Annotated in this window: 21 protein-coding genes; 10 read left to right on the top strand and 11 right to left on the bottom strand. The window is 70.6% G+C overall.

Annotated features, from left to right (window positions below; all coding sequences use genetic code 11):
• Window positions 1–96: 96 nt before the first annotated feature.
• The 3 genes from ACE3Q2_RS01205 to ACE3Q2_RS01195 all read right to left on the bottom strand — a co-directional run bounded on the left by ACE3Q2_RS01205 (window position 97) and on the right by ACE3Q2_RS01195 (window position 3,166).
• A complete protein-coding gene (locus ACE3Q2_RS01205; protein WP_374472170.1) occupies window positions 97–1,296 on the bottom strand; it encodes an argininosuccinate synthase in 1,200 nt (399 codons plus the stop codon).
• Between the two features lie 60 nt (window positions 1,297–1,356).
• The gene (locus ACE3Q2_RS01200) at window positions 1,357–2,361 is read right to left on the bottom strand and encodes an N-acetylornithine carbamoyltransferase (RefSeq protein ID WP_374472168.1); all 1,005 of its coding nucleotides are present in this window, start codon (window positions 2,359–2,361) and stop codon (window positions 1,357–1,359) included.
• A gap of 235 nt (window positions 2,362–2,596) precedes the next feature.
• Window positions 2,597–3,166 carry a glycine zipper 2TM domain-containing protein gene (locus tag ACE3Q2_RS01195; protein ID WP_374472166.1) on the bottom strand — a complete coding sequence of 190 codons (570 nt, stop codon included), beginning with the start codon at window positions 3,164–3,166 and terminating at the stop codon, window positions 2,597–2,599.
• 120 nt (window positions 3,167–3,286) lie between these two features.
• Between ACE3Q2_RS01195 and cysS the strand changes: the two genes are divergently transcribed.
• From cysS to ACE3Q2_RS01180, 3 genes are read left to right on the top strand one after another with little or no spacing between them, the layout of a single operon-like run.
• The gene (gene cysS / locus ACE3Q2_RS01190; protein WP_374472164.1) at window positions 3,287–4,657 is read left to right on the top strand and encodes a cysteine--tRNA ligase; all 1,371 of its coding nucleotides are present in this window, start codon (window positions 3,287–3,289) and stop codon (window positions 4,655–4,657) included.
• A complete protein-coding gene (locus tag ACE3Q2_RS01185; RefSeq protein WP_374472162.1) occupies window positions 4,657–5,088 on the top strand; it encodes a SufE family protein in 432 nt (143 codons plus the stop codon). The genes cysS and ACE3Q2_RS01185 overlap by 1 nt, the downstream gene beginning before the upstream one ends.
• Before the next feature lie 14 nt (window positions 5,089–5,102).
• The gene (locus ACE3Q2_RS01180) at window positions 5,103–6,845 is read left to right on the top strand and encodes a DUF885 family protein (protein ID WP_374472160.1); all 1,743 of its coding nucleotides are present in this window, start codon (window positions 5,103–5,105) and stop codon (window positions 6,843–6,845) included.
• 59 nt (window positions 6,846–6,904) lie between these two features.
• On the opposite strand, the gene dksA is transcribed toward ACE3Q2_RS01180, so the two are convergent.
• Entirely contained in the window at window positions 6,905–7,840 is a 936-nt protein-coding gene (gene dksA, locus ACE3Q2_RS01175; RefSeq protein WP_374472158.1) for an RNA polymerase-binding protein DksA, read from the bottom strand.
• 101 nt (window positions 7,841–7,941) lie between these two features.
• Between dksA and yidD the strand changes: the two genes are divergently transcribed.
• The 3 genes from yidD to ACE3Q2_RS01160 all read left to right on the top strand — a co-directional run bounded on the left by yidD (window position 7,942) and on the right by ACE3Q2_RS01160 (window position 10,617).
• Window positions 7,942–8,178 (top strand): membrane protein insertion efficiency factor YidD, encoded by a 237-nt coding sequence (yidD, locus tag ACE3Q2_RS01170; protein ID WP_374472156.1) that lies wholly within the window; start codon window positions 7,942–7,944, stop codon window positions 8,176–8,178.
• Window positions 8,175–8,993, top strand: a complete 819-nt coding sequence (locus ACE3Q2_RS01165; RefSeq protein WP_231697425.1) for a M23 family metallopeptidase — start codon at window positions 8,175–8,177, stop codon at window positions 8,991–8,993. The genes yidD and ACE3Q2_RS01165 overlap by 4 nt, the downstream gene beginning before the upstream one ends.
• A gap of 85 nt (window positions 8,994–9,078) precedes the next feature.
• Window positions 9,079–10,617 (top strand): peptidoglycan DD-metalloendopeptidase family protein, encoded by a 1,539-nt coding sequence (locus ACE3Q2_RS01160; protein WP_374472154.1) that lies wholly within the window; start codon window positions 9,079–9,081, stop codon window positions 10,615–10,617.
• Between the two features lie 12 nt (window positions 10,618–10,629).
• Here the strand turns inward: ACE3Q2_RS01160 and folE2 are convergent, their stop codons facing one another.
• The 6 genes from folE2 to efp form a co-directional block, all read right to left on the bottom strand.
• The gene (gene folE2, locus ACE3Q2_RS01155) at window positions 10,630–11,604 is read right to left on the bottom strand and encodes a GTP cyclohydrolase FolE2 (protein ID WP_231697424.1); all 975 of its coding nucleotides are present in this window, start codon (window positions 11,602–11,604) and stop codon (window positions 10,630–10,632) included.
• Window positions 11,605–11,706: 102 nt separating this feature from the next.
• Complete coding sequence (locus ACE3Q2_RS01150) at window positions 11,707–12,471, bottom strand: hypothetical protein (protein ID WP_374472152.1); 765 nt, start codon at window positions 12,469–12,471, stop codon at window positions 11,707–11,709.
• Complete coding sequence (gph, locus tag ACE3Q2_RS01145) at window positions 12,468–13,124, bottom strand: phosphoglycolate phosphatase (RefSeq protein WP_374472150.1); 657 nt, start codon at window positions 13,122–13,124, stop codon at window positions 12,468–12,470. Before gph ends, ACE3Q2_RS01150 begins: the two co-directional genes overlap by 4 nt.
• Window positions 13,124–13,831 carry a bifunctional 2-polyprenyl-6-hydroxyphenol methylase/3-demethylubiquinol 3-O-methyltransferase UbiG gene (ubiG, locus tag ACE3Q2_RS01140; protein ID WP_231697421.1) on the bottom strand — a complete coding sequence of 236 codons (708 nt, stop codon included), beginning with the start codon at window positions 13,829–13,831 and terminating at the stop codon, window positions 13,124–13,126. The genes gph and ubiG overlap by 1 nt, the downstream gene beginning before the upstream one ends.
• Window positions 13,828–15,174 carry a TRZ/ATZ family hydrolase gene (locus ACE3Q2_RS01135; protein WP_231697420.1) on the bottom strand — a complete coding sequence of 449 codons (1,347 nt, stop codon included), beginning with the start codon at window positions 15,172–15,174 and terminating at the stop codon, window positions 13,828–13,830. Before ACE3Q2_RS01135 ends, ubiG begins: the two co-directional genes overlap by 4 nt.
• Window positions 15,175–15,178: 4 nt before the next feature.
• Entirely contained in the window at window positions 15,179–15,745 is a 567-nt protein-coding gene (gene efp, locus ACE3Q2_RS01130) for an elongation factor P (protein WP_231697419.1), read from the bottom strand.
• 96 nt (window positions 15,746–15,841) lie between these two features.
• Here efp and epmB point away from each other — a divergent pair, with 96 nt between their 5' ends.
• Together epmB and ACE3Q2_RS01120 are read left to right on the top strand one after the other, a co-directional pair.
• Window positions 15,842–16,861 (top strand): EF-P beta-lysylation protein EpmB, encoded by a 1,020-nt coding sequence (gene epmB / locus ACE3Q2_RS01125; RefSeq protein WP_231697418.1) that lies wholly within the window; start codon window positions 15,842–15,844, stop codon window positions 16,859–16,861.
• A gap of 89 nt (window positions 16,862–16,950) precedes the next feature.
• On the top strand, window positions 16,951–19,026 hold the full coding sequence (locus ACE3Q2_RS01120; RefSeq protein ID WP_231697417.1) for a GGDEF domain-containing protein: 2,076 nt from the start codon (window positions 16,951–16,953) through the stop codon (window positions 19,024–19,026).
• 202 nt (window positions 19,027–19,228) lie between these two features.
• Here ACE3Q2_RS01120 and htpX read toward each other — a convergent pair whose 3' ends face one another.
• Window positions 19,229–20,116: a protease HtpX gene (htpX, locus tag ACE3Q2_RS01115; RefSeq protein WP_374472144.1), complete on the bottom strand. Its 888-nt coding sequence runs from the start codon at window positions 20,114–20,116 to the stop codon at window positions 19,229–19,231.
• Between the two features lie 83 nt (window positions 20,117–20,199).
• Here htpX and gluQRS point away from each other — a divergent pair, with 83 nt between their 5' ends.
• Both gluQRS and phaR read left to right on the top strand, forming a co-directional pair.
• Window positions 20,200–21,093 (top strand): tRNA glutamyl-Q(34) synthetase GluQRS, encoded by an 894-nt coding sequence (gene gluQRS, locus ACE3Q2_RS01110; protein WP_374472142.1) that lies wholly within the window; start codon window positions 20,200–20,202, stop codon window positions 21,091–21,093.
• Between the two features lie 87 nt (window positions 21,094–21,180).
• Window positions 21,181–21,675, top strand: coding sequence for a polyhydroxyalkanoate synthesis repressor PhaR (phaR, locus tag ACE3Q2_RS01105; RefSeq protein ID WP_374472140.1), 495 nt, complete (start codon window positions 21,181–21,183; stop codon window positions 21,673–21,675).

Genomic DNA, 21,675 nt, shown 5'->3' with positions numbered 1-21,675 from the left:
AAATGCTGGTGGACGCTGTGGTCGTCGACCTCGCCCGACGTGTTGACGGGGGGGGGGTGGGTGCGCCCCCCCGCTCCTACAAGGGCGTGAGGGGGTTCAGGGCTTGGGGTTGATCTCGGCCCAAAGGGTGCTGGACATGCCGAACAGGCGGATGAAGCCCTCGGCCTCGGCCACGCCCCAGTCGGCCGACTGGGCGTAGGTGGCGCCCTTGGCATTGAGCAGGTGCGGCGAGCGCACGGCCACGGCGTCCACGCGGCCACCCTGGGTTTCCAGCACCACCTCGCCGTTCACGCAGGCCTGGCTGGAGGCGAGGAAGGCCTCGAGGTCGGTCTTGAGCGGGTCGTTGTAGAAACCTTCGTACACCAGCTCCACCCACTTGCGCGCCACCTCGGGCTTGAAGCGGTTCTGGTGCTTGGTGAGCACGGCTTCTTCCAGCGCGCGGTGCGCGGTGAGCAGCGCCGCCAGGCCCGGGGCCTCGAAGATGATGCGGCCCTTGAGGCCGATGGTGGTGTCGCCGGTGTAGAGGCCGCGGCCCACGCCGTACTTCGCGAACAGGCCGTTGAGCTTCGCCAGCATGGCGGCGCCGGGCATCACCACGCCGTCCAGCGCAACGGCCTCGCCCTGTTTGAAGGTGATGGCCACGCGCAGCGGCTGCGCCGGCCATTCGGCGCGCGGCGCGCACCAGCCGCGGGCGCCTTCGCCCGGGGCTTCCCAGCGGTCGATTTCGCCGCCGGACATGGTCAGGCCCAGCAGGTTCTCGTTGATGGTGTAGCTCTTTTGCTTGGCGCGCACTTCGAAGCCGCGCTCTTCCAGGTAGGCCTGCTCGTAGGCGCGGGTCTGGGTGTGCTCCTTCTGGATTTCTCGGATGGGCGCGACGATCTGGTAGTCGCCGGCGGCCTTCACCGCCAGGTCGAAGCGCACCTGGTCGTTGCCCATGCCGGTGCAGCCATGCGCGATGGCGCGGGTGCCGATCTCGGCGGCGCGCTTGAGCGCCGCGTCGACGATCAGGTAGCGGTCGGACACCAGCAGCGGGTACTGGCCCTGGTAGCCCTCGCCCGCCATCACGAACGGCTTCACGAAGCCGTCCCAGATGGCCGGGCCTCCGTCCACGGTGACATGGCTGGCCGCGCCCAGTTCCGCCGCGCGGGCCTCGATGTAGGCGCGTTCCTCGGCGTCCACGCCGCCGGTGTCGGCGAACACGGTATGCACGGCCCAGCCGCGCTCCTTCAGCCAGGGAATGCAGAAGCTGGTATCAAGGCCGCCGGAAAAAGCGAGGACGATGTGCTTGTCAGTCATTTCAAAATTTCCTGAATAGCCCCTCTCCCGTCCCGGGAGAGGGGTTGGGGAGAGGGGTTCTTACTGGTTGGCCAACGCCGCCATCACCGCCTTCTGCACATGCAGCCGGTTCTCGGCTTCCTCGATGGCGATGCACTGCGGCGAATCCATCACCGCGTCGGTGGCCTTCACGTTCCGGCGCAGCGGCAGGCAGTGGCTGAACACGCCGTTGTTGGTGAGCGCCATCTTGGCCTCGTCCACGATGAAGTGCTTGTGCGCGTCGCGGATGGGCTTTTCCTGCTCCCAGCGGCCGAAGTACGGAATGGCGCCCCAGCTCTTGGCGTACACCACGTCGGCGCCCGTGTAGGCCTCGGTGATGTCGTGGCTCATGCGGAAGCTGCCGCCCGACTCGGCCACGTTGTCGCGCGCCCAGCCCAGGTAGCGCTCGTCGAGCGCGTACTCGGGCGTGGGGCACAGCAGGGTCACGTCCATGCCCATGCGGGTGGCGATGGTGAGCGCCGAGTTGGCCACGGCGGTGTTGAGCGGCTTGGGGTGGTAGGTCCAGGTGAGCACGAACTTCTTGCCGCGCAGGTCGGCGGTGCCGAAGTGCTCCTGCAGCGCCAGCGCATGCGCCAGCTCCTGGCAGGGGTGGGTGATGGTTTCGAGGTTGATCACCGGCACCGTCGAATACTTCGCGAAGGCGCGCAGCACCTTGTCCTCGCGGTCCACCGCCCAGTCCTGGAACTTCGGGAAGGCGCGCACGGCCACCAGGTCGACGTAGCGCGAGAGCACCCGCGCCACCTCGGCGATGTGCTCCTCGGCCTCGCCGTCCATCACCTTGCCCAGCTCGAACTCGATCGGCCAGGCGTCCTTGCCCGGCTGCAGTACCACCGCGTGGCCGCCGAGCTGGAAGGCGCCGAGCTCGAAGCTGGTGCGGGTGCGCAGCGAGGGGTTGAAGAACACCAGCGCGATGGACTTGCCCTTGAGCTGGTCGCCGGCCTTGCTGCGCTTGAACGCGGCGGCCTGGGCCAGCACGGCGTCGAGCTCGGCGCGGGACCAGTCCTGAGTGTTGAGGAAGTGCTTCATCGCGGGATCCTGAGGGGAAAGGGGAAAACGAAAACAAAAAAGCCCAGCACGAGGCTGGGCTTTTTCCGGTGAACGAGCGACGGCGTCCGGTTACCCAGCGGAGTTGTGGGGTTCCGGTCGGCGCGCGCGCGAGGTCATGCCCGCCGCCATGTAGGCGGAGCTCAGGACGTCGGTGGCGGAAAGGCGCAGGTTCATGGGGCTGGGAGTATGCCGGCCGGGGCGCCCGGCCGCAAGGTCAGCGGACGGCCGCCGAGGGGTCGTCGGGGGTCACCGAGACCCGCACCCGCAGGCGGTTGCCCGGGTCGTACGGCAGGCGGGACATGTATTTCTCGCCCTTGTACATGTATTCCACGTCGTAGCCGACCACCTGGCGCTCCTCGCGCTCGACCTCGACGATCTGGCAGCCGCGGGCCTCGGCCTCGGCCTTGTTGCGGGCCACGTTGTTGCCGATCATGCCGCCGGCGACGGCGCCGGCCACGGTAGCGGCCTTGCGGCCGTCGCCCTTGCCCACCTGGTTGCCCAGGGCGGCGCCGACGATGGCGCCGATGACGGTGCCGTTGGTAGTGCGACGGGAGTCACGGTATTCGACCGTGTCCTCGCAGCGCTCCTCGGGGGTGCGGGTGCGGACGATCTCGACCACCTCGTCCGCGCGCAGGACCTGGGCGTAGCCATAGCTGACGTTTTCCGGCACCGACTGGGCGTATTCGTCGTAGCCGGCGTCCTCGTACGGGTCGGATTCGTACTGCGCGAAGGCCGGGGCCGAGGCCAGGACCAGCAGGGGCAGGACGCGGGTGGCGAAGCTCATGGTTCGTTCTCCGGGCAGACGCTGGAATTCAAGCACCGGACTGCTGAACCCTGGCCTAAGATTTTCGTTAATCACCGGCCGCGGGCTTGCTAGACTCAAGGTTTCCGCCTGCGCCGCGCCATGGAACTGCGACTCTACAACAACCTGAACCGCCAGCTGGAGGTCTTCGAGCCCCAGGACCCGAACCGGGTGACGATGTACGTCTGCGGTCCCACCGTCTACAACTACGTGCACATCGGCAACGCCCGCCCGCCGGTGGTGTTCGGCGTGCTCGCGGGCCTGCTGCGCCGACGCTACGGCAAGCTCGTCTACGCCCGCAACATCACCGACGTGGACGACAAGATCAATAACGCCGCCCGCGAGCTGGGCGTGCCCATCGCCGAGATCACCGGCAAGTACGCCCAGGCCTACGCCGAGGACATGGGCCGGCTGGGCGTGGCCCCGCCCGACGTGACCCCGCACGCCACCGCGCACATCCCGCACATCATCGCCATGATCGAGCGGCTGATCGAGGCCGGCCACGCCTATGCGGCCGAGGGCCACGTACTGTTCTCGGTGCCCAGCTTCGCCGACTACGGCAAGCTCTCGCGCCGCGACCCGGAGGAAATGCTGGCCGGCGCCCGCGTGGAAGTGGCGCCGTACAAGAAGGACGCCGGCGACTTCGTGCTCTGGAAGCCCTCCAGCCCCGACCTGCCCGGCTGGCCCTCGCCCTGGGGCGTGGGCCGCCCTGGCTGGCACATCGAGTGCTCGGCCATGGCCGCGGCGCACCTGGGCGAAACCATCGACATCCACGGCGGTGGCGTCGACCTGCAGTTCCCGCACCACGAGAACGAGATCGCCCAGAGCACCTGCGCCCACGGCGGACGCACCTTCGCGCGCTTCTGGCTGCACAACGGCCTGCTGAATTTCGGCGGCGCCAAGATGTCCAAGTCCATCGGCAACGTGGCCCTGGTGCACGAGCTGCTCGAACAGCACCCGCCCGAGGCCCTGCGCTACGCCCTGCTCTCGGCCCACTACCGGCAGCCGCTGGAGTGGTCGGAAGGCCTGATCGAACAGTGCGTGCGCACGCTCGACCGGCTCTACGGCACCCTGCGCGACCTGGGCGACGTGCCGGTCATCGAGCCCATCGTGCCGGTGGCCATCGAAGCCGCGCTGTGCGACGACCTCAACACCCCGGCCGCCCTGGCCGAACTGGCGCGCATCGCCGGCGAGGCCCGCAAGGCCGAGTCGCCCATTGCCCGCGCCAGCCTGAAGGCCGAGTTGCTCGGCGGCGGCCTGCTGCTGGGCCTGCTGCAGCAGTCGCCGGCGGCCTGGTTCGGCCGCGGCGGCGACGAAGGCGACGACGCCCGCATCCAGGCCCTGGTGGACGAACGCAACGCCGCCAAGCAGGCGCGCGACTTCCTGCGCGCCGACGCCATCCGCAAGCAGCTGGCCGAGGAAGGCATCCTGCTCGAGGACACCGCGCAGGGCGTGCGCTGGAGGCGCGCCTGATGCGCCCCACCGAAGCCAGCGCCGCCGAGGCCCAGGCCGCCATCGCCGATGAATTCAGCTTCTTCGGCGACTGGTCCGAGCGCTACCAGTACCTGATCGACCTGGGCCGCAAGCTGCCGCCCTTCCCCGAGGAATGGAAGACCGAAGCCAACCGGCTGCACGGCTGCCAGTCCATGGTGTGGATCGTGGCGGAAGGCGACGCCGATTCGCTCGAGTTCCACGCCATCAGCGACTCCACCATCGTCTCGGGCCTGATCTACCTGGCGCTGCGCGTCTATTCGGGCCGCAGCGCCGCCGAGATCCTGGCCACCACGCCCGACTACATCGCGGCCATCGGCCTGGCCAAGCACCTTTCGCCCACGCGCAGCAACGGCCTGGCCTCGCTGCTGCAGTTCATCCAGGACACCGCGCGCCGGCACGCCCCGGCCTGAACCAAGGAACCGCCATGCCCCGTCTCCGCCTGCTCGCCAGCTGCCTGGCGCTTGCCCTCGCCGCCCCGGCGCTGGCTTCCCAGCCCCCGTCCCTGGCCCCGGCGCTGCAGGAGATGCCGGCCTCGACCCAGGTGCTGGCGCCGGTGATCGCGCGCTTCCGCGCCGACCTGGCCAGCCTCGAGCGGGTGCGCGACACCACCGCCGGCCCGCGCCGGCAGGCCGCGCTGTACCAGCTCTACCGCGACTGGCAGACGCGCCTGGGCGAACTGGACGTGGCCAGCCTGGGCCTCGAGGACCGCCTCGACGCCGCGCTGTTCCAGCGCGACCTGGCCTACCGCCTGTCCCAGCTCGACTTCCAGCGCCAGCGCTATGAGGAAGCCGCGCCGCTGCTGCCGCGCGTGGACACGCTGATCGCCCTGGCCGAAGCCCGGCGCGCGCTCGAATACCCCGAGGGCCGCGCCAGTGCCGACACCCTGCACCAAGCGCGCCAGGCCCTGGCGGAGCTGCAGGCCAAGCTGGAGAAGGACCCCAAGGCCCTGGGCAGCACGCCCATCGTGGCCTACCGCGCCGCGCGCCTGCTCGAGGGCGTGCGCGGCGACCTGAAGCAGTGGCAGGAATTCCACGCCGGCTACGACCCGGACTTCAGCTGGTGGACCCGCCAGCCTTACGAAGCGCTCGACAAGCAGATGGAGTCCTACGGCACCCTGCTGCGCGACAAGCTCGCCGGCGCCCAGGACCCGGAAACCATCATCGGCGACCCGATCGGTCGCGAGGCCCTGCTCGAGGGCCTGCACCACGAGCTGATCCCCTACACGCCCGAGCAGCTGATGGACCTGGCCGAGCGCGAGCTGGCGTGGTGCCAGCGCGAGCTGGCCAAGGCCGCCGCCGAAATGGGCGCCAAGGACTGGCACGAGGCGCTGGAGATCGTGAAGTCGCGCCACCCGGCGCCGGGCGAGCAGCCGAAACTGGTGGTGGAGCTGGCCGACGAGGCCATCAACTACCTCGTCGACAACGACCTGGTGAGCGTGCCCGAGCTGGCCAAGCGCGACTGGCGCATGACCATGCTCTCGCCCGAATACCAGCTGCAGGCGCCGTTTTTCCTGGGCGGCCAGGACGTGTGGGTGGCCTACCCCACCGACACCATGCCGCACGACAAGAAGCTGATGGCGCTGCGCGGCAACAACCGCCATTTCTCGCGCGCCGTGGTGCACCACGAGCTGATCCCGGGCCACCACCTGCAGTACTTCTACAACACCCGCTACCAGACCCACCGCGAGTTGTTCGACACGCCGTTCTGGGGCGAGGGCTGGGCCCTGTACTGGGAATTCCGCCTGTACGACCGCGGCTTCGCCAAGACGCCGGAAGACAGGATCGGCATGCTGTTCTGGCGCAGCCACCGCGCCGCCCGCATCCTGTTCTCGCTGGGTTTCCACCTGGGCAAGATGACCCCGGACCAGGCCGTGGACCTGCTGGTGGAGCGCGTCGGCCACGAGCGCGAGAACGCCCGCGCCGAAGTGCGCCGCAGCTTCGCCGGCGACTACGGCCCGCTCTACCAGATCGCCTACATGATCGGCGGGCTGCAGTTCCGCGCGCTGCACGAGGAGTTCGTCGTGTCGGGCAAGATGACCGAGCGCGACTTCCACGACACCATCCTCAAGGGCGGCCCCATGCCCGTGGCCGCCGTGCGCGCCCGCCTGCGCGGCGAAGTGCCCGCCGGCGAGCTCAAGGCCGACTGGAAGTTCTACGACTTCAAGTGACGCGGAAAAAACAAAGCCCCGGTTACCCGGGGCTTTGCTCGACTGCCTGAAACCCGGGCTTATTCGCCCATCTGCTTCTGGCGGTGTTCCCAGCGCTCCTGCGCGTCGATGGTGCGCTCGGCGGTGAGGCGGGCTTCGAGGCGCTCGAGGCCGATCTCTTCGCCGGTGTCCACACAGTAGCCGTAGCTGCCGTCCTCGATGCGCTTGAGCGTGCTGTCGATCTTGCTGATCAGCTTGCGGTAGCGGTCGCGGGTGCGCAGTTCCAGGCTGTTCTCGGACTCGCGGCTGGCGCGCTCGGCTTCGTCGCCGACGTCGCGCACTTCTTCCTTGAGGTTCTCGATGGTCTGCTTGGACTCCTCGACCAGGTCGTCCTTCCACTGCAGCAGGCGCTGGCGGAAGTACTCGAGCTGCATCGGGCCCATGTACTCCTCCTTCGGGCTCGGCTTGTAGCCGGCCGGGAGTTCCACGCGCTCGCGCGTCGGGGCGGGCTTGATGCGCTCCGGACGCGGCGCGGCCGGCTTGACGTAGCCGGCACGGACGCCCGTGCTGGTGCGCGTGGCCGGCGCGGCCTTCGCCGCCACCGGGGCGGCGGGCGCGGGCTTGGCGGGCGCAGCCGCCGGCTTGGCCTTGGCGGCGGCCGGGGCCGGCGCGGGCTTGGCCGCCGGCTTCGGGGCCACCTTGGCCGCGGGCTTCGGCGCCGGCTTCGGCGCGGCCTTGGCGGCCGGCTTGGCCGCGGGCTTGGCCTTGGCGACCGGCTTCGCGGCCGGCTTGGCCTTGGCCACGGCCTTCTTCACCGGCTTGGCGGCCGGCTTGGCCTTGGCAGCGGGCTTCGCGGCCTTCTTGGCCACGGGCTTCACAACCTTCTTGGCGACCTTCTTGGCGGGCTTGGCGGCCGGCTTGGCCTTGGCGGCCGGCTTCTTCACCGGCTTGGCGGCCTTGACGGGCTTCTTGGCGGCCGGCTTGGCGGCCTTCTTGGTGGTTTTCTTGGCGGCCACTAGGGCGATTCCTCTCTTTCCTTGAGGCTCGAAGGCGGCGTGTTATAGCCTAGTCCTCCACGAGCGGCAACCTTATGCCGGCAGCAGCCCCGGCGCAATCAGTGAAAAAACCCGTCATCCTGCTGCTGCGCGGCTACAAGCTGGCCATCAGCCCCCTGCTGGGCCAGCGCTGTCGCTTTTACCCCAGCTGCTCCAGCTACACCATGGAGGCCGTGGAGCGTTTCGGCGTGCTCCGCGGCGGCTGGCTGGGCGCGAAACGCATCGCCCGCTGCCACCCGCTCAACCCCGGCGGCGTGGACCCGGTGCCCGACACCTGGCCCGGCAAGGACACGCCATGAGCCTCCGCCCCTTCCGCCTCGCCTGGCTGCTGCTGGTCCTGTCCGGCGCGGGCCACGCCGCCACCGAACTGCCGGCGCGCATTTCCCAGGGCGACCTGGTGCTCGGCCGCACCAGCCCCGGCAGCCAAGTGGCCTACGGCGAGCGCAGCCTGCGCGTGGACGCCGAGGGCCGCTTCGTTTTCGGCGTGGGCCGCGACGAAACCGGCCCGCTGCGCCTCACCGTGCTGCACGCCGACGGCCGCATGGAAACGCTGGAAGCGCCGGTGCAGCCGCGCGAGTGGAAGATCGAGCGGGTGGACGGCGTGCCGCAGTCCACCGTCACGCCCTCGCCGGAAATCGCCGCGCGCATCGCCCGCGAGCAGGCCGAGGTGTCGGCGGCGCGCGAGCGCGACGACGCCCGCAGCGACTTCGCCGCCGGCTTCCGCTGGCCGGTCACCGGCCGCGTGAGCGGCGTGTACGGCAGCCAGCGCATCTACAACGGCGAGCCGCGTTCGCCGCATTCCGGCCTCGACGTGGCCGCCAAGGCCGGCACGCCGCTGCGCGCGCCGGCGCCGGGCGTGGTCACCTTCGCCAAACCCGACCTCTACCTCACCGGCGGCACCGTGCTGCTCGACCACGGCCACGGCGTGAGCTCGAACTTCCTGCACCTGAGCCGCATCGACGTGAAGGTGGGCGAACGCGTCGACCAGGGCCAGGTGATCGGCCTGGTGGGCGCCACCGGCCGCGCCACCGGCCCGCACATGCACTGGGGCATGAACTGGTTCGGCGTACGCGTGGACCCGCAGCCCCTGCTCGACCCCGCCGGCAACCGCTGAAGCGTGACTTCCGGCCTTGGTGGCCGGGGGCCCTTCTGCCAGTATCGAGGCCGGGGCAATCGACCCCGCCACCCGGGAGCTTCCCATGCGCCACCCCGCCTGGTTCGCGGCCTGCGCCGCGCTGCTCTCGCTCCCCGCCCTCGCGGTGCCGCCCGACGGCGGCCACGCCCTGCCGGTGGACGGCGCCATGGACCAGGTGTCCGAGGCCCAGGACCGGCGCATGGTGGAGAAAGTGGCCGCCAACATCGAACGCCTGCGCGCCGAGGGCCGCCTGCCCGAGGGCGTCGCGCCGAAGGTGGGCGGGCTGGCCTGGCCGCTGGGCCCGGTGCCGGGCGTCGGGGTGGACTGGCACGGCATCTCCGGCTTCGTCGACCTCAACCTGGCCTGGCCCAACCAGATCCGCGACTACACCTGCGGCACCCGCACCTACGACACCAGCGCCGGCTACAACCACCGCGGCACCGACTACTTCATCTGGCCCTTCCCCTGGCACCTGATGGACACGGCGCCGGTGGACATCCGGGCCGCCGCGCCGGGCACGCTGATCGAGAAGCAGGACGGCTACAACGACCGCTCCTGCAACTGGGACGGCCCCGACACCGCCAACTACGTGATCATCCTGCACGCCGACGGCACCATCGCGCGCTACCTCCACATGAAGCGCGGCTCGGTGACGCCGCTGCCCATCGGCACGCAGATCGCCGCCGGCCAGGTGATCGGCAAGGTCGGAAGTTCCGGCATTTCCACCGGTCCGCACCTGCATTTCGAGGTACGCGCCAGCAACAACGTCAATGCGCCCACCGTCGAGCCGCACCAGGGCGCCTGCAACGCCTCCAGCTCGACCTGGGCGCAGCAGCGCCCCTACCGCGACCCGGCCATCAACCGCATTTCCACCCACTCCGGCGCACCGGTGTTCCCGAACTGCCCGAACACGGTGGACCAGCCAAAGTTCAAGGACACCTTCCAGCCCGGCGACCCGGTCAGCTTCCTGGCCGCCTACCGCGACATCGGCCGCGGCATGCTCAGCGAATTCCGCGTGCTGCGCCCCGACGGCAGCGAGTTCGCCAGCTGGACCTTCGACATGGCCGAAGACCCCGGCGCGCCCGCGTACTACAACGGCGCCTACTGGTACTGGAACAACGCCCTGCCGGCCGACGCGCCGCACGGCCTGTGGACCTACGAGGCCCGCTTCCAGGGCAAGGTGGAGCGCCACGTGTTCCGGGTGGGCAGCGCGGTGAACGCCATCGCCGACACCCGCGGCCTGATGGGCGCGTGGTTCGAGCCGGCCACCAGCGGCCAGGGCATCGAAGTGCTGTGGATCAACGGGGAAACCCTGCTGGTGTTCTTCTACGGCCACCAGGACGACGGCAGCAATATGTTCCTGCTCGGCCAGCGCACCGGCCCCTTCGACTACGGGCAGCCGCTGGTGCTGGAGATGCGCGCCACCACCGGCGGGCGCTTCAACCAGTTCGACGCGGGCGCCATCCAGCGGCCCGTCTGGGGCAGCCTGACACTCACGTTCGAAAACTGCGACCGCGCGCTGGCCGAACTGGCCGGCGCCGACGGCAACAAGGTGATGGTGCTCGAGCGGCTGGGCCGCACCGAAGGGCTCGGCTGCGACTGAGCCCCGCCGCGGTCAGCGCGAGGCCAGGCCGTCGGGCAGCGCGGTGTAGCCGCCCGGCACGCCCTTGGTGGCCACGGCCACGGCGTCGTGCGGGTGCAGGCTTTCGTGGTGCGAGGCGCGCAGCCAGAAGTCGCTGATGCGCTCGTCGCGCTCCAGCGCGGCCTGCATGCGGCGGGCGGCGTCTTCGCAGAACATCAGGTTCTGGCCGTTGAGCAGGGCGAAGGCCTGCTCGTCCACGCGCTTCACCGCCGTCTGCACCGGCGTCTTGAGCGCCTGCTCGATGCGGTCGATGATTTCCACGATCGGGAAGTTCTGGAACGAGGGCACCAGCCGCAGCTTCACCTCGGCGTAGCTGCGCTGGCTGTGCGGCGTGGCGCGGATGCCCTGCTCGGTGCCCAGCCAGGCCAGCACGGCCTCGCGGTCGAGCGAGCCACCCTCGGCGAAATCGTTGGCGAACTGCTCCTGGATCAGCTGGCGCGCCAGCGCCGCCGAACACGGGCAGGTGCTGGAATAGGCCACCGTCAGGCCCAGCTCCAGCGCGAACTGGCCGCGGTCCATCACGCCGGTGATCGACACCGGGTAGGTCTTCCAGCCGCTGTTGTCGCTGGCCAGCGCCGGGCGGCGCACCAGGTGCTCGAAGCGCAGGCTGACCATGGCGCGGTCGGACAGGTCGGCGTGCGATTCCAGGAAGTCCTTGAGCAGGCGGCGCACGGCGCCCGGCGTGGCCGGCTCGTTCGACAGCGCCTTGTCCACGTGCAGGTACAGGCGCGACATGTGGATGCCGCGCACGTCCGGGCGCTTGAGGTTGACGAAGGCGTTGACGCGGGCACCGGCGGTGCTGGTGCGGCCGTCGTCGCCCACCAGGCTCACGGGCATCTCGATTTCGCCCATGCCCACCCAGTCCAGCACGCCCGCATGGGCCGGCTGGGCTTCCTTGGCCACGTCGGGCAGCACGCGGGCGGTGTTGTCGAGATTGCTGGGGGCCATGGCGGCTCTCCTGGAAAAGACGATCGTCAAGCTAGATGGGGCGCGATGCAGGTTACGTCAATGTGGCCGGGGCGCCGGCGCCGTGCGACGCAACGTTGCGTCTCAGGCCCGCCGGGCGAGCCGCCAGGCCCTCAGCAGCGTGGCCACGGGGCCGGGCGGGTCGAAGCCGCGGCCCCTGGCCAGCCTGGCCAGGCGCGCGCGGTCGAAGCCGCTGCGCAGGCGCCGGAACAGGCTGTCGTGGGCGCGCGCCTCGGGCAGTTCGGCGGCCAGCGCGGCGGCCCAGTCGCGCAGCAGCGGCTCGCCCTGCCCCGCGGCCACCTGGGCGGCGGTGAGGCCGTGGCGGGCCAGCAGGTTCATCGGCAGCAGGGCCTGGTCGTCGGCGGCCAGGCCGGCGGGCAGGCGCTGCAGCAGCAGGTGCACGGCCAGGGCGCGGGCGTCGTGTTCGCCGGCGCGGGCGCCGAACACCGCGGCTTCGACATCGGCCAGCGCCGAGGCCAGCGGTATCACCTGGGCCAGCGCCTGGGTGGCGTCGGCGGGGCGCTGCTCGTCCACCACCTGGCGCATCAGGGCCTGGCCCAGGCGCGGCCAGTCGGCGTCGGCGCCCAGCAGCGGCGCGGTCACCGGGTGGCGGCTGCGGCCGGCGTGCAGGTTGGCCAGCTCCTCGCTCCACCACTGGCTCTTCACCGCGGAAACGCGCACGTCGCTGAGCTCGAAGCCCGCCTCGCGCAGTTCATGCACCAGCGCGCCCCAGGCGCGGAAGCGCGGGCGCTCCTGCTCCGGGCAGAAGACCTCGGCCTGGGCCATTTCCGGTTCGCGCCGGTGCCACTTGGCCACGAAGTGGGCGATGGCCTCGTCGTTCGCGCTCATGGCAGCAGGGCCAGCACGTCGGTGGCGCGGGCGGCGAGGTGGTCGGCCTGCCAGCGGTGCGGGTCGTCGCCGTCCTCGCGGTAACCCCACAGCGCGGCCACGCTGGGCATGCCGGCGGCGCGGGCGGCCTGCACGTCGCGCAGGTCGTCGCCGACGTAGAGCGCATTCGCGGCGTCGATGCCCAGCTGGGCGCAGGCGTGGTGCAGCGGCGCCGGGTCGGGCTTGCGCACGGGCAGCGTGTCGCCGCCCACCAGCACGGCGCAGCGCTGGCGCCAGCCGAAACCTTCCACCACGCCGCGGGCCAGGCCCTCGGGTTTGTTGGTGACGATGCCCCAGCGGATGCCGCGCGCGTCCAGCGCCGCCAGCAGTTCGCCGACGCCGTCGAACAGCAGGCTCTCCACCGCCAGCGCCTCGCCGTAATAACGCAGGAACACCGGCAGCAGCGGTTCGCGCTCGGCCTCGGACAGGTCGGGGAAGGACACGGCCAGCATGGCGCGACCGCCCTTGGAAACCACCTGGCGCAGGCGCTCGTAGGCCACCGGCGGGCGGCCGTGGTCGGCGAGCACGCGGTTCGCGGCGCGCGCCAGGTCCGGCGCGCTGTCCACCAGGGTGCCGTCGAGGTCGAACAGCACCACGCCGGGCGCGTCGGCCATCAGGCTTTCACCGCGCAGGCGAGGTAGTTCACCGCGGTCGGGCCGCCCACCCAGGCCTTGCGGCGCAGCGGGTCGTAGGCCAGGCCGCTCACGTCGTCCAGGCGCAGGCCGGCCGCGCGCAGCCAGGCCGCCAGTTCGGACGGGCGGATGAACTGCTTGTAGTCGTGCGTGCCCTTGGGCAGCAGGCGCGCCACGTATTCGGCGCCGACGATGGCCACCGCGAACGCCGCCGGCGTGCGGTTGAGCGTGGACAGGAACAGCTTGCCGCCCGGCTTGAGCAGGATGGCGCAGGCCTGCAGCACGGCGCCCGGGTCGGGCACGTGCTCGAGCATTTCCATGCAGGTGATGGCGTCGAAGCTGCCGGGCATTTCCTGCGCCAGCGCTTCCACCGACTGCAGGCGGTAGTCGACCTGGCGGCCGGATTCGAGCAGGTGCAGGCGGGCCACGTCGATGAGTTCGGGCGCGAGGTCGAGCGCGGTGACCCGGGCGCCCTCGCCCGCCAGCGCTTCGCTCAGCAGGCCTCCGCCGCAGCCCACGTCTAGCACGCGGGCGCCGGCCAGCACGGCGCGGTCGCGCACGTAGCCCAGGCGCGCCGGGTTGAGCTCGTGCAGCGGGCGCTGCGGGCCCTGCGGGTCCCACCAGCGGCTGGCGAGCGCGCCGAACTTGTCGAGCTCGGCCTGGCTGGCGTTGGCGTGCGTGGCGTTCATGCGCCTCCCTTCAGGCCGGCGATGCGTTCGCGCCAGCGGCGGGCCTTGGCGCGGATGGCGTCGGTGTCGATGTCGAGCAACTGGCCGCCGGAAACGCGCGACTTACCCGCCACCCACACGTCGGCCACCTGGTGGCGGCCGGTGGCGTAGACGAGCTGCGAGACCACGTGGTGCAGCGGCTGGGTTTCCAGCGGCGAGAGATCGACGCACACCAGGTCGGCCAGCTTGCCGGCTTCGATCGAGCCCACCTGCTCGCCCAGGCCCATGGCGCGGGCGCTGCCGAGCGTGGCGGCGCGCAGCGCGCTGGCGGCGTCGAGCGCCGAGGCGTCGCCCGAGACGCCCTTGGCCAGCAGGGCGGCGGTGCGCATTTCGCCGAACATGTCGAGGTCGTTGTTGCTGGCGCAGCCGTCGGTGCCGATGGCCAGGTTCACGCCGGCCTGCTGCAGCTTCGCCGTGGGGCAGAAGCCCGAGGCCAGCTTGAGGTTCGATTCCGGGCAGTGCACCACCGACACGCCGCGGGCCGCGCACAGGGCGATCTCGGCGTCGGTGAGGTCGGTCATGTGCACCGCCATCAGGCGGTCGTTGACCAGGCCCAGGCGGTCCAGGCGCGCCAGCTGGCGCATGCCGTGGGCCTTCATGGCCTCGGCGTTCTCGTGCGCGGTTTCGTGGATGTGGCAGTGCACGACCAGGTCGAGCTGGTCGGCCAGCATGCGCACGCGCTCGAAGCCGGCGTCGTTCACCGTGTAGGGCGCGTGCGGCACGAAGCACAGCGACACCAGCGGGTCGCGGCGCCAGTTGTCGTGCACTTCCAGCGCCTTGTCGAAGTATTCGTCCTGGGTGCGGGCCCAGGCGGTCGGGAAATCAATGACCGGCAGGCCCACCAGGGCGCGGAAGCCCAGGCGCGAATAGGTGCTGGCCTGCACGTCCGGGAAGAAGTAGTTCTCGGCGCAGGCGGTGGTGCCGCCGCGCAGCATCTCGGCCACGGCCAGCTCGATGCCGTCGGCGACGAACTCCGGGCCGATCACCTGGCCCTCGACCGGCCAGATGTGTTCCTGCAGCCAGGTCATCAGCGGCAGGTCGTCCGCCATGCCGCGCATCAGCGTCATGGGGTTGTGGCAGTGGCTGTTGACCAGGCCGGGGATGAGCACCGACTCCGGCCGGCCCACCACCTCGGCGGCGGCGAACCGGGCCCGCGCCTCGGCCCGCGGCAGCACGGCCAGGATGCGGCCGCCGCCGATGGCGACGGCGTGGTCTTCCAGCACCACGCCGTGCGGCTCGACCGGGACGACCCAGCCGGCTTCGATCAGGAGGTCGCAGGCCTGCGGCGCGGCGCTCGTGGTCATCCGGTCACTTCACCCGGGAGACGTACTCGCCGGAGCGGGTGTCCACCTTGATGACTTCGTCCTGGTTCACGAACAGCGGCACGCGCACCACCGCGCCGGTCTCGAGCTTGGCCGGCTTGCCGCCGCCGCCCGAGGTGTCGCCGCGCAGGCCCGGGTCGGTCTCGACGATCTTGAGCTCGACGAAGTTCGGCGCCTGCACCGCGATCGGGGTGCCGTTCCAGAGCGTCACCACGCAGGCTTCCTCGCCCTTGAGCCAGTTCTTGGTCTCGCCGATGCCGGCGGCGTCGGCCTGCACCTGCTCGAAGGTCTCGGGCTGCATGAAGTGCCAGTACTCGCCGTCGGAGTAGAGGAAGTTCATGTCGGTGTCGACGACGTCGGCGGCCTCGAGGCTGTCGGTGGCCTTCATGGTCAGCTCGACCGTGCGGCCCGACTTGATGAAGCGGTAGCGCACGCGGGTGAAGGCCTGGCCCTTGCCCGGCTTCACGTACTCGGTGTCGGTGATCACGCACGGCTCGTTGTTGACGATGATCTTCATGCCGTTCTTGACGTCGTTCATGCCATAGCTGGCCATGCGTATCTCCTGGGTCGGGCTGGCCGCCGCGGTGGGCGGGACGGCTACAATGGGTGATCTTTCCGGGCGCCCAGGCGGGCCCCGTCCAAGCCCGACATGATAACCGGCCCAGCCCCGTCCCTGCAGCAGAGCCCGACCACCCCCGCCCGCTGGCAGCAGCTGTGGCGCGACGCCGTGCGTGACCCGGCCGAGCTGCTGGCGCTGGTGGGCCTGCCCGGGCTTGCCGCGCGGGTTTCGGCCGGTGCCGCCGCGCAGTTCCCGCTGCGGGTGCCGCGCGGTTTCGTGGCGCGCATGCGCCGGGGCGACCCGCACGACCCGCTGCTGCGCCAGGTGCTGCCACTCGACGACGAAGACCAGCCGGCCCCCGGTTATGGCCTCGACGCCGTCGGCGACCTGGCCGCCAGCGGCGGCACCGGCGTGATCCACAAGTACCGCGGCCGGGTGCTGCTGGTGGCCACGGGCAGCTGCGCCGTGCACTGCCGCTACTGCTTCCGCCGCCACTACCCCTACGCCGAGCAGACCGCCGCGGCCGGGCAGTGGCGCGAGGCCCTGGACTACCTGGCCGCCGACACCGGCGTGTCGGAAGTGCTGCTGTCGGGCGGCGACCCGCTGTCGCTGGCCACGCCCAAGCTGGCCGAGTTCACCCGTGCCCTGGCCGGCCTGCCGCACGTGCGCCGGCTGCGCCTGCACACCCGCCTGCCCATCGTGCTGCCCGAGCGGGTGGACGCCGAGCTGCTGGCCTGGCTGTCGGCCCTGCCGCAGCAGGTGGTGGTGGTGGTGCACGCCAACCACGCCAACGAGATCGACGCCCCCGTGGCCGCGTCCCTGGCCCGCCTGCGCGGGGCCGGCGCCCACCTGCTCAACCAGGCCGTGCTGCTGCGGGGTGTCAACGATTCGGTGCCGGCCCTGGCCGACCTCTCGGAGGCCCTGTTCGCCGCCGGCACCCTGCCCTACTACCTGCACCAGCTCGACCGGGTGGCCGGCGCGGCCCATTTCGAGGTGCCCGACGACGAGGCCCGGGCCCTGCACGGCGAGCTGGCCGCGCGGCTGCCGGGCTACCTGGTGCCGCGCCTGGTCCGGGAAGTGGCCGGCGCCCCGTCGAAAACGCCGCTTTGAGCCCCGCCCCGGATGTTGCCCCCGCCGACATTCTGGTATTGTCTCAATCCCCCCGCGCAAGCCATTGATGCATAAGGAGTGACCCCCGGATGGCACAGCAGGACGCCGTGATCCGCCTGCTCCTGGTCGAAGACCGCCTGGAGGACGCTGAACAACTCATCAGCCATCTCCGCAACGGCGGCATGGCCGTGCGCCCGCAGCGCCCGGAATCCGAGGACGAACTGGTGCAGCTGCTGGCCAGCCAGAGCATCGACATGGTGCTGGCCGCGTTCGAGGCGAAGTACCTGCCGCTGGCCACCGTGGTCGAGCGCGTCAACGCCACCGGCAAGGACATCCCGGTGATCGCCTCGGTCACCACGCTCGACGAGAAGACCGCGCTGGCCGCCCTGGCCGCCGGCACCCGCGACGTCGCCATCCGCCACCGCGCCGAGCACGTGCAGGCCGTGGTGCGCTCCGAATTCTCCGCCCTCACCGCCCGCCGCGGCCTGCGCCACCTCGAGGCCTCGCTGCGCGAAACCGAGCGCCGCTGCGACGCGCTCATCGCCTCCTCGCGCGACCCGATCGCCTACGTGCACGAGGGCATGCACATCCGCGCCAACGACGCCTACCTGGAGATGTTCGGCTTCGAGGGCTTCGACGAGATCGAGGGCCTCTCGGTGCTCGACCTGATCGCGCCCCAGCACGCCGACGGCTTCAAGCAGCTGCTCAAGAAGCTGGGCAAGGGCGAGGCCCCGCCCAAGCAGCTCGAGATCCAGGCCCAGCGCACCGACGGCAGCACCTTCGACGCGGTCATGGAATTCACCCAGGCCACCTACGAGGGCGAGAGCTGCCTGCAGATCGTGTTCCGCCAGCAGGTGGTGGACGCCGACATGGTCAAGGAGCTCGACACGCTGCGCCAGCGCGACCAGCTCACCGGCATGTACAACCGCCAGTACTTCATGGGCGAACTCGAGGCCGCGGTGATGCGCGCCACCGAGGGCAAGGACAAGCAGGCGCTGCTGCTGGTCGAACCGGACCACTACGAGAACCTGCTGGCCGAGATCGGCCTGGCCGCCGCCGACGACCTGATCAAGGGCTTCGCGCAGCGCCTGCAGGGCGCGCTCGACGCCGACACCGTGGCCGCCCGCATGAGCGACCACGGCTTCGCGGTGCTGTGCCTGGCGCACGACCACAAGCAGAGCCAGGCCCAGGCCGAACGCCTGCGCGAAGCCTTCAAGGACCACATCCTGGAAATCGGCGAGCGCTCGGTGAACCTCAGCGTCAGCGTCGGCGGCGTGCAGATCGGCGAGAAGATCGCCTCGGTCACCCAGGTGATGGCCAAGTCCAGCCAGTGCCTGGCCTCCTGCGAGGGCATGGGCGGCAACCGCATCGAGATCTTCGACCCGGCGGCGCGCGACCGCGCCGAGGAAGAGCGCATCCAGGCCTGGGTGGCGCGCATCCGCGAGGCCCTGGCCGGCGACCAGTTCGTGCTGCACTACCAGCCGATCATCAGCCTCACCGGCGCCGAGGAAGAGAACTACGACGTCTACCTGCGCATGAAGGGCCCGGGCGGCGAGATCATCCCGCCGGTGACCTACCTGGCCATCGCCGAGGAGCACGGCCTGCTCGACGACATCGACCGCTGGGTCATCGCCCACGCCGTCGGCGTCATCGCCGAGCGCGCCAAGGCCGGCAAGCACACCAACCTGTTCGTGAAGATCACCCCGGCTTCGCTGGTCGAGGGCGGCCTGGAGAACCACATCGCCGAGCAGCTCAAGGCGCACGGCGTGCCGGGCGACCGGCTGGTGCTGCAGATCCCGGAATCGAAGGTGTTCACCCACCTCAAGGCGCTGCAGTCGTTCCAGAAGGCCGTCTCGGCCCTGGGCTGCCGGGTGGCGCTGGAGCAGTTCGGCACGGGCCTGAACTCCTTCCAGATGCTCACCCACTTCGAGCCGGCCATCCTCAAGATCGACCGCAGCTTCATCATGGAACTGGGCAAGAACCCGGACGTGCAGAAGCAGGTGCGCGGCATCGTCGAGAAGGCCCACGAGGCCGGCAAGCTGGCCCTGGCCGAATTCGTCTCCGACGCCGGCACCATGAGCGTGCTGTTCGGCATGGGCGTGGACTTCGTCGAAGGCAACTTCCTGGCCGCCGCCGGCCCGCAGATGAACTACGACTTCGGCTGATCCGGGCTTCGGGTGGCATTGGTTTTTTGCCACGGATGACACGGATAAGAGCCGATAAACACGGATAAGGCAAAAGCGATTGGGTGAAAAAGCAATGGCCCGGAGGCGTGAGCCCCGGGCCATTCTTTTGCCTCTTGAACCGATTCCGCTCGATCCGTGTTTATCGGCTCTTATCCGTGTCATCCGTGTTCAAAACAAAAGCTCACATCGAAGCGGGCATGTCGCGCAGGGCCTGGATGCGCTCGGCGAGCGGCGGGTGGGTCATGAAGAGTTTCTTGAGGCCGAAGCCCACGGCGCCGGAGATGCCGAAGGCGCGCACTTCGTTGGGCAGGGTGCTCTGGCCGTAGGTCTGGGCCAGGCGCTGCAGCGCCGCGATCATCTTCTCGCGGCCGGCCAGGCGGGCGCCGCCGGCGTCGGCGCGGAACTCGCGCCAGCGGCTGAACCACATGGCCACCACCGAAGCCAGCACGCCGAACACCAGGTCGAGCACCAGCACGATCAGGAAGTAGAACGGGCCGGTGCCGCCGTCGCGGTTGCCGCTGAGCGCGGCGTCCACCGCGCGGCCGACCACGCGCGCCAGGAAGATCACGAAGGTGTTGAGCACGCCCTGGATGAGCGCCATGGTCACCATGTCGCCATTGGCGACGTGGCTGACTTCATGCGCCAGCACCGCCTCGGCCTCGTCGCGCGACATGCTGCGCAGCAGGCCGGTGGACACCGCCACCAGCGCGTTGTTGCGGCTGGGGCCGGTGGCGAAGGCATTGATCTCAGGCGCGTCGTAGATGCCCACCTCGGGCATGGCGATGCCGGCCGCCTCGGCCTGGCGGCGCACGGTGTTCACCAGCCAGGCCTCGCCTTCGTTGCGCGGCTGGGTGATCAGGTGCATGCCGGTGCTGCGCTTGGCCATCCACTTGGAGATGGCCAGCGAGATGAAGGCGCCGCCGAAGCCGAACACCGCCGCGAACAGCAGCAGGGCGCCGTTGTTGCCGAGGGTGACGCCGAAGACGTTCTGCAGGACGCTCATGACCAGGCCGAGCAGCACCAGGACGGCCAGGTTGGTGGCTAGGAAGAGGGCGACGCGCTTGAACATGGTTTTCCCTTGCGGTTGGCTGGGGCGGAAAGTCCGCCGTTCTGGGGTTAAATGTACGCAGTGACGGTTAAATTCAAGTCGTGATGGACCCAAGCCCGACCTACCGCGGCCGTTTCGCGCCCTCGCCCACCGGCCCCCTGCACTTCGGGTCGCTGGTGGCCGCGCTGGGCAGCTGGCTGTTCGCCCGGCACCACGGCGGTGAATGGCTGGTCCGCATCGAAGACCTCGACCCGCCCCGTGAAGTCCCCGGCGCGGCCCGCGCGCAGCTGGCCACCCTGGCCGCCTTCGGCCTGGAGGCCGACCAGCCGCCGGTGTTCCAGAGCGAACGTGGCGCGCTTTATGCCGACGCGCTCGACGGCCTGCTGGCGCGCGGCGAGGCCTTCGAGTGCCGCTGCAGCCGCAGTGAACTCGAAGCCGCGGGCGGCATCCACCGCGCCTGCGTCGGCCGCGGCGCCGGGCGCACGCCGGCCATCCGCCTGCGCGTGCCCGACGAAACCCTGGGCTTCGAGGACCGCATCCAGGGCCACTTCGAACAGGCGCTGGCGCGCGAAGTGGGCGACTTCGTGCTTCGCCGCGCCGACGGCTTCTGGGCCTACCAGCTGGCGGTGGTGGTGGACGACGGCGCGCAGGGCCTCACCGACGTGGTGCGCGGCGCCGACCTGCTCGACTCCACGCCGCGGCAGATCCTGCTGCAGCGGCGGCTGGGCCTGCCCACGCCGGGTTACGCGCACCTGCCGCTGGTGCTCGACGCCGAGGGCCGCAAGCTCGGCAAGTCGCTGGCCGCGCTGCCGGTGGACCCCGCCGACCCGGGCCCGGCCCTGGCCGCCGCCTGGCGCTTCCTGGGCCAGGACGCGGCGCGCTGGCCCGCCGCCCTGCCGGCGGCGAAGGCGCTGGAGCGCGCCCTGCCGGCCTTCGAGCCCGCGCGCATTCCGCGGCGCGCGGCGCCGCCGGGCGTGGCCTCCGTCACGAAGCCGTGAAGGCGGCGTGCGCGCTGGCTTGCATGGCACGTCCCCATGCGGGATGCTCGGAAACTCGCCTGCCGTCGCGAACTTCCGGTGCCCTGCATGTCGCACGTCCGCATCATCAAGAAGTACCCCAACCGCCGCCTGTACGACACCGAGATATCCAGTTACGTGACGCTGGAGGACGTGCGGCAGCTGATCGTGGACAAGGAAGACTTCGTGGTGCGCGACGCCCGCAGCGGCAACGACATCACCCGCGGCGTGCTGATGCAGATCATCGCCGAGCACGAGGAGCACGGGCAGCCGATCTTCACCACCGAACTGCTCACCCAGGTGATCCGCTTCCGCGGCGATTCCCTGCAGGGCCACCTGGGCAGCTTCCTCGAGCGCAGCCTGCAGTTCTTCCTCGAGCAGCAGCAGAACGTGCGCGGCCAGATCGGCCAGCTGGTGGGCCAGGCGCCGTGGTCACTGCTCAACCAGCTCGCCGAACGCAACCTCGAACTCTGGCGTTCCTTCCAGCAGGGCCTGGGCGGCGGCACCGGCGCCACGCCGCCGCGCAAGCCGGCCCGCCCCGCCGCCAAGCCGCGCACGCGCTGA

Origin of the sequence: Arenimonas sp. (assembly GCF_041913985.1) — a bacterium.
Taxonomy (GTDB): domain Bacteria; phylum Pseudomonadota; class Gammaproteobacteria; order Xanthomonadales; family Xanthomonadaceae; genus Arenimonas.
The sequence above is the reverse complement of the archived record's forward strand: the minus strand, read 5'-3'. Positions and strand labels throughout refer to the sequence as shown.

Coding starts and splice junctions, on each gene's coding strand:
- ACE3Q2_RS01195 (WP_374472166.1), bottom strand. CDS start 3,166: ATGAGCTTCGCCACCCGCGTCCTGCCCCTGCTGGTCCTGGCCTCGGCC.
- ACE3Q2_RS01135 (WP_231697420.1), bottom strand. CDS start 15,174: ATGACCACGAGCGCCGCGCCGCAGGCCTGCGACCTCCTGATCGAAGCC.
- phaR (WP_374472140.1), top strand. CDS start 21,181: ATGTCGCACGTCCGCATCATCAAGAAGTACCCCAACCGCCGCCTGTAC.
- efp (WP_231697419.1), bottom strand. CDS start 15,745: ATGGCCAGCTATGGCATGAACGACGTCAAGAACGGCATGAAGATCATC.
- ACE3Q2_RS01150 (WP_374472152.1), bottom strand. CDS start 12,471: ATGAGCGCGAACGACGAGGCCATCGCCCACTTCGTGGCCAAGTGGCAC.
- ACE3Q2_RS01205 (WP_374472170.1), bottom strand. CDS start 1,296: ATGACTGACAAGCACATCGTCCTCGCTTTTTCCGGCGGCCTTGATACC.
- ACE3Q2_RS01200 (WP_374472168.1), bottom strand. CDS start 2,361: ATGAAGCACTTCCTCAACACTCAGGACTGGTCCCGCGCCGAGCTCGAC.
- ubiG (WP_231697421.1), bottom strand. CDS start 13,831: ATGAACGCCACGCACGCCAACGCCAGCCAGGCCGAGCTCGACAAGTTC.
- epmB (WP_231697418.1), top strand. CDS start 15,842: ATGATAACCGGCCCAGCCCCGTCCCTGCAGCAGAGCCCGACCACCCCC.
- ACE3Q2_RS01120 (WP_231697417.1), top strand. CDS start 16,951: ATGGCACAGCAGGACGCCGTGATCCGCCTGCTCCTGGTCGAAGACCGC.
- folE2 (WP_231697424.1), bottom strand. CDS start 11,604: ATGGCCCCCAGCAATCTCGACAACACCGCCCGCGTGCTGCCCGACGTG.
- ACE3Q2_RS01165 (WP_231697425.1), top strand. CDS start 8,175: ATGAGCCTCCGCCCCTTCCGCCTCGCCTGGCTGCTGCTGGTCCTGTCC.
- ACE3Q2_RS01180 (WP_374472160.1), top strand. CDS start 5,103: ATGCCCCGTCTCCGCCTGCTCGCCAGCTGCCTGGCGCTTGCCCTCGCC.
- gph (WP_374472150.1), bottom strand. CDS start 13,124: ATGGCCGACGCGCCCGGCGTGGTGCTGTTCGACCTCGACGGCACCCTG.
- gluQRS (WP_374472142.1), top strand. CDS start 20,200: ATGGACCCAAGCCCGACCTACCGCGGCCGTTTCGCGCCCTCGCCCACC.
- ACE3Q2_RS01160 (WP_374472154.1), top strand. CDS start 9,079: ATGCGCCACCCCGCCTGGTTCGCGGCCTGCGCCGCGCTGCTCTCGCTC.
- cysS (WP_374472164.1), top strand. CDS start 3,287: ATGGAACTGCGACTCTACAACAACCTGAACCGCCAGCTGGAGGTCTTC.
- ACE3Q2_RS01185 (WP_374472162.1), top strand. CDS start 4,657: ATGCGCCCCACCGAAGCCAGCGCCGCCGAGGCCCAGGCCGCCATCGCC.
- htpX (WP_374472144.1), bottom strand. CDS start 20,116: ATGTTCAAGCGCGTCGCCCTCTTCCTAGCCACCAACCTGGCCGTCCTG.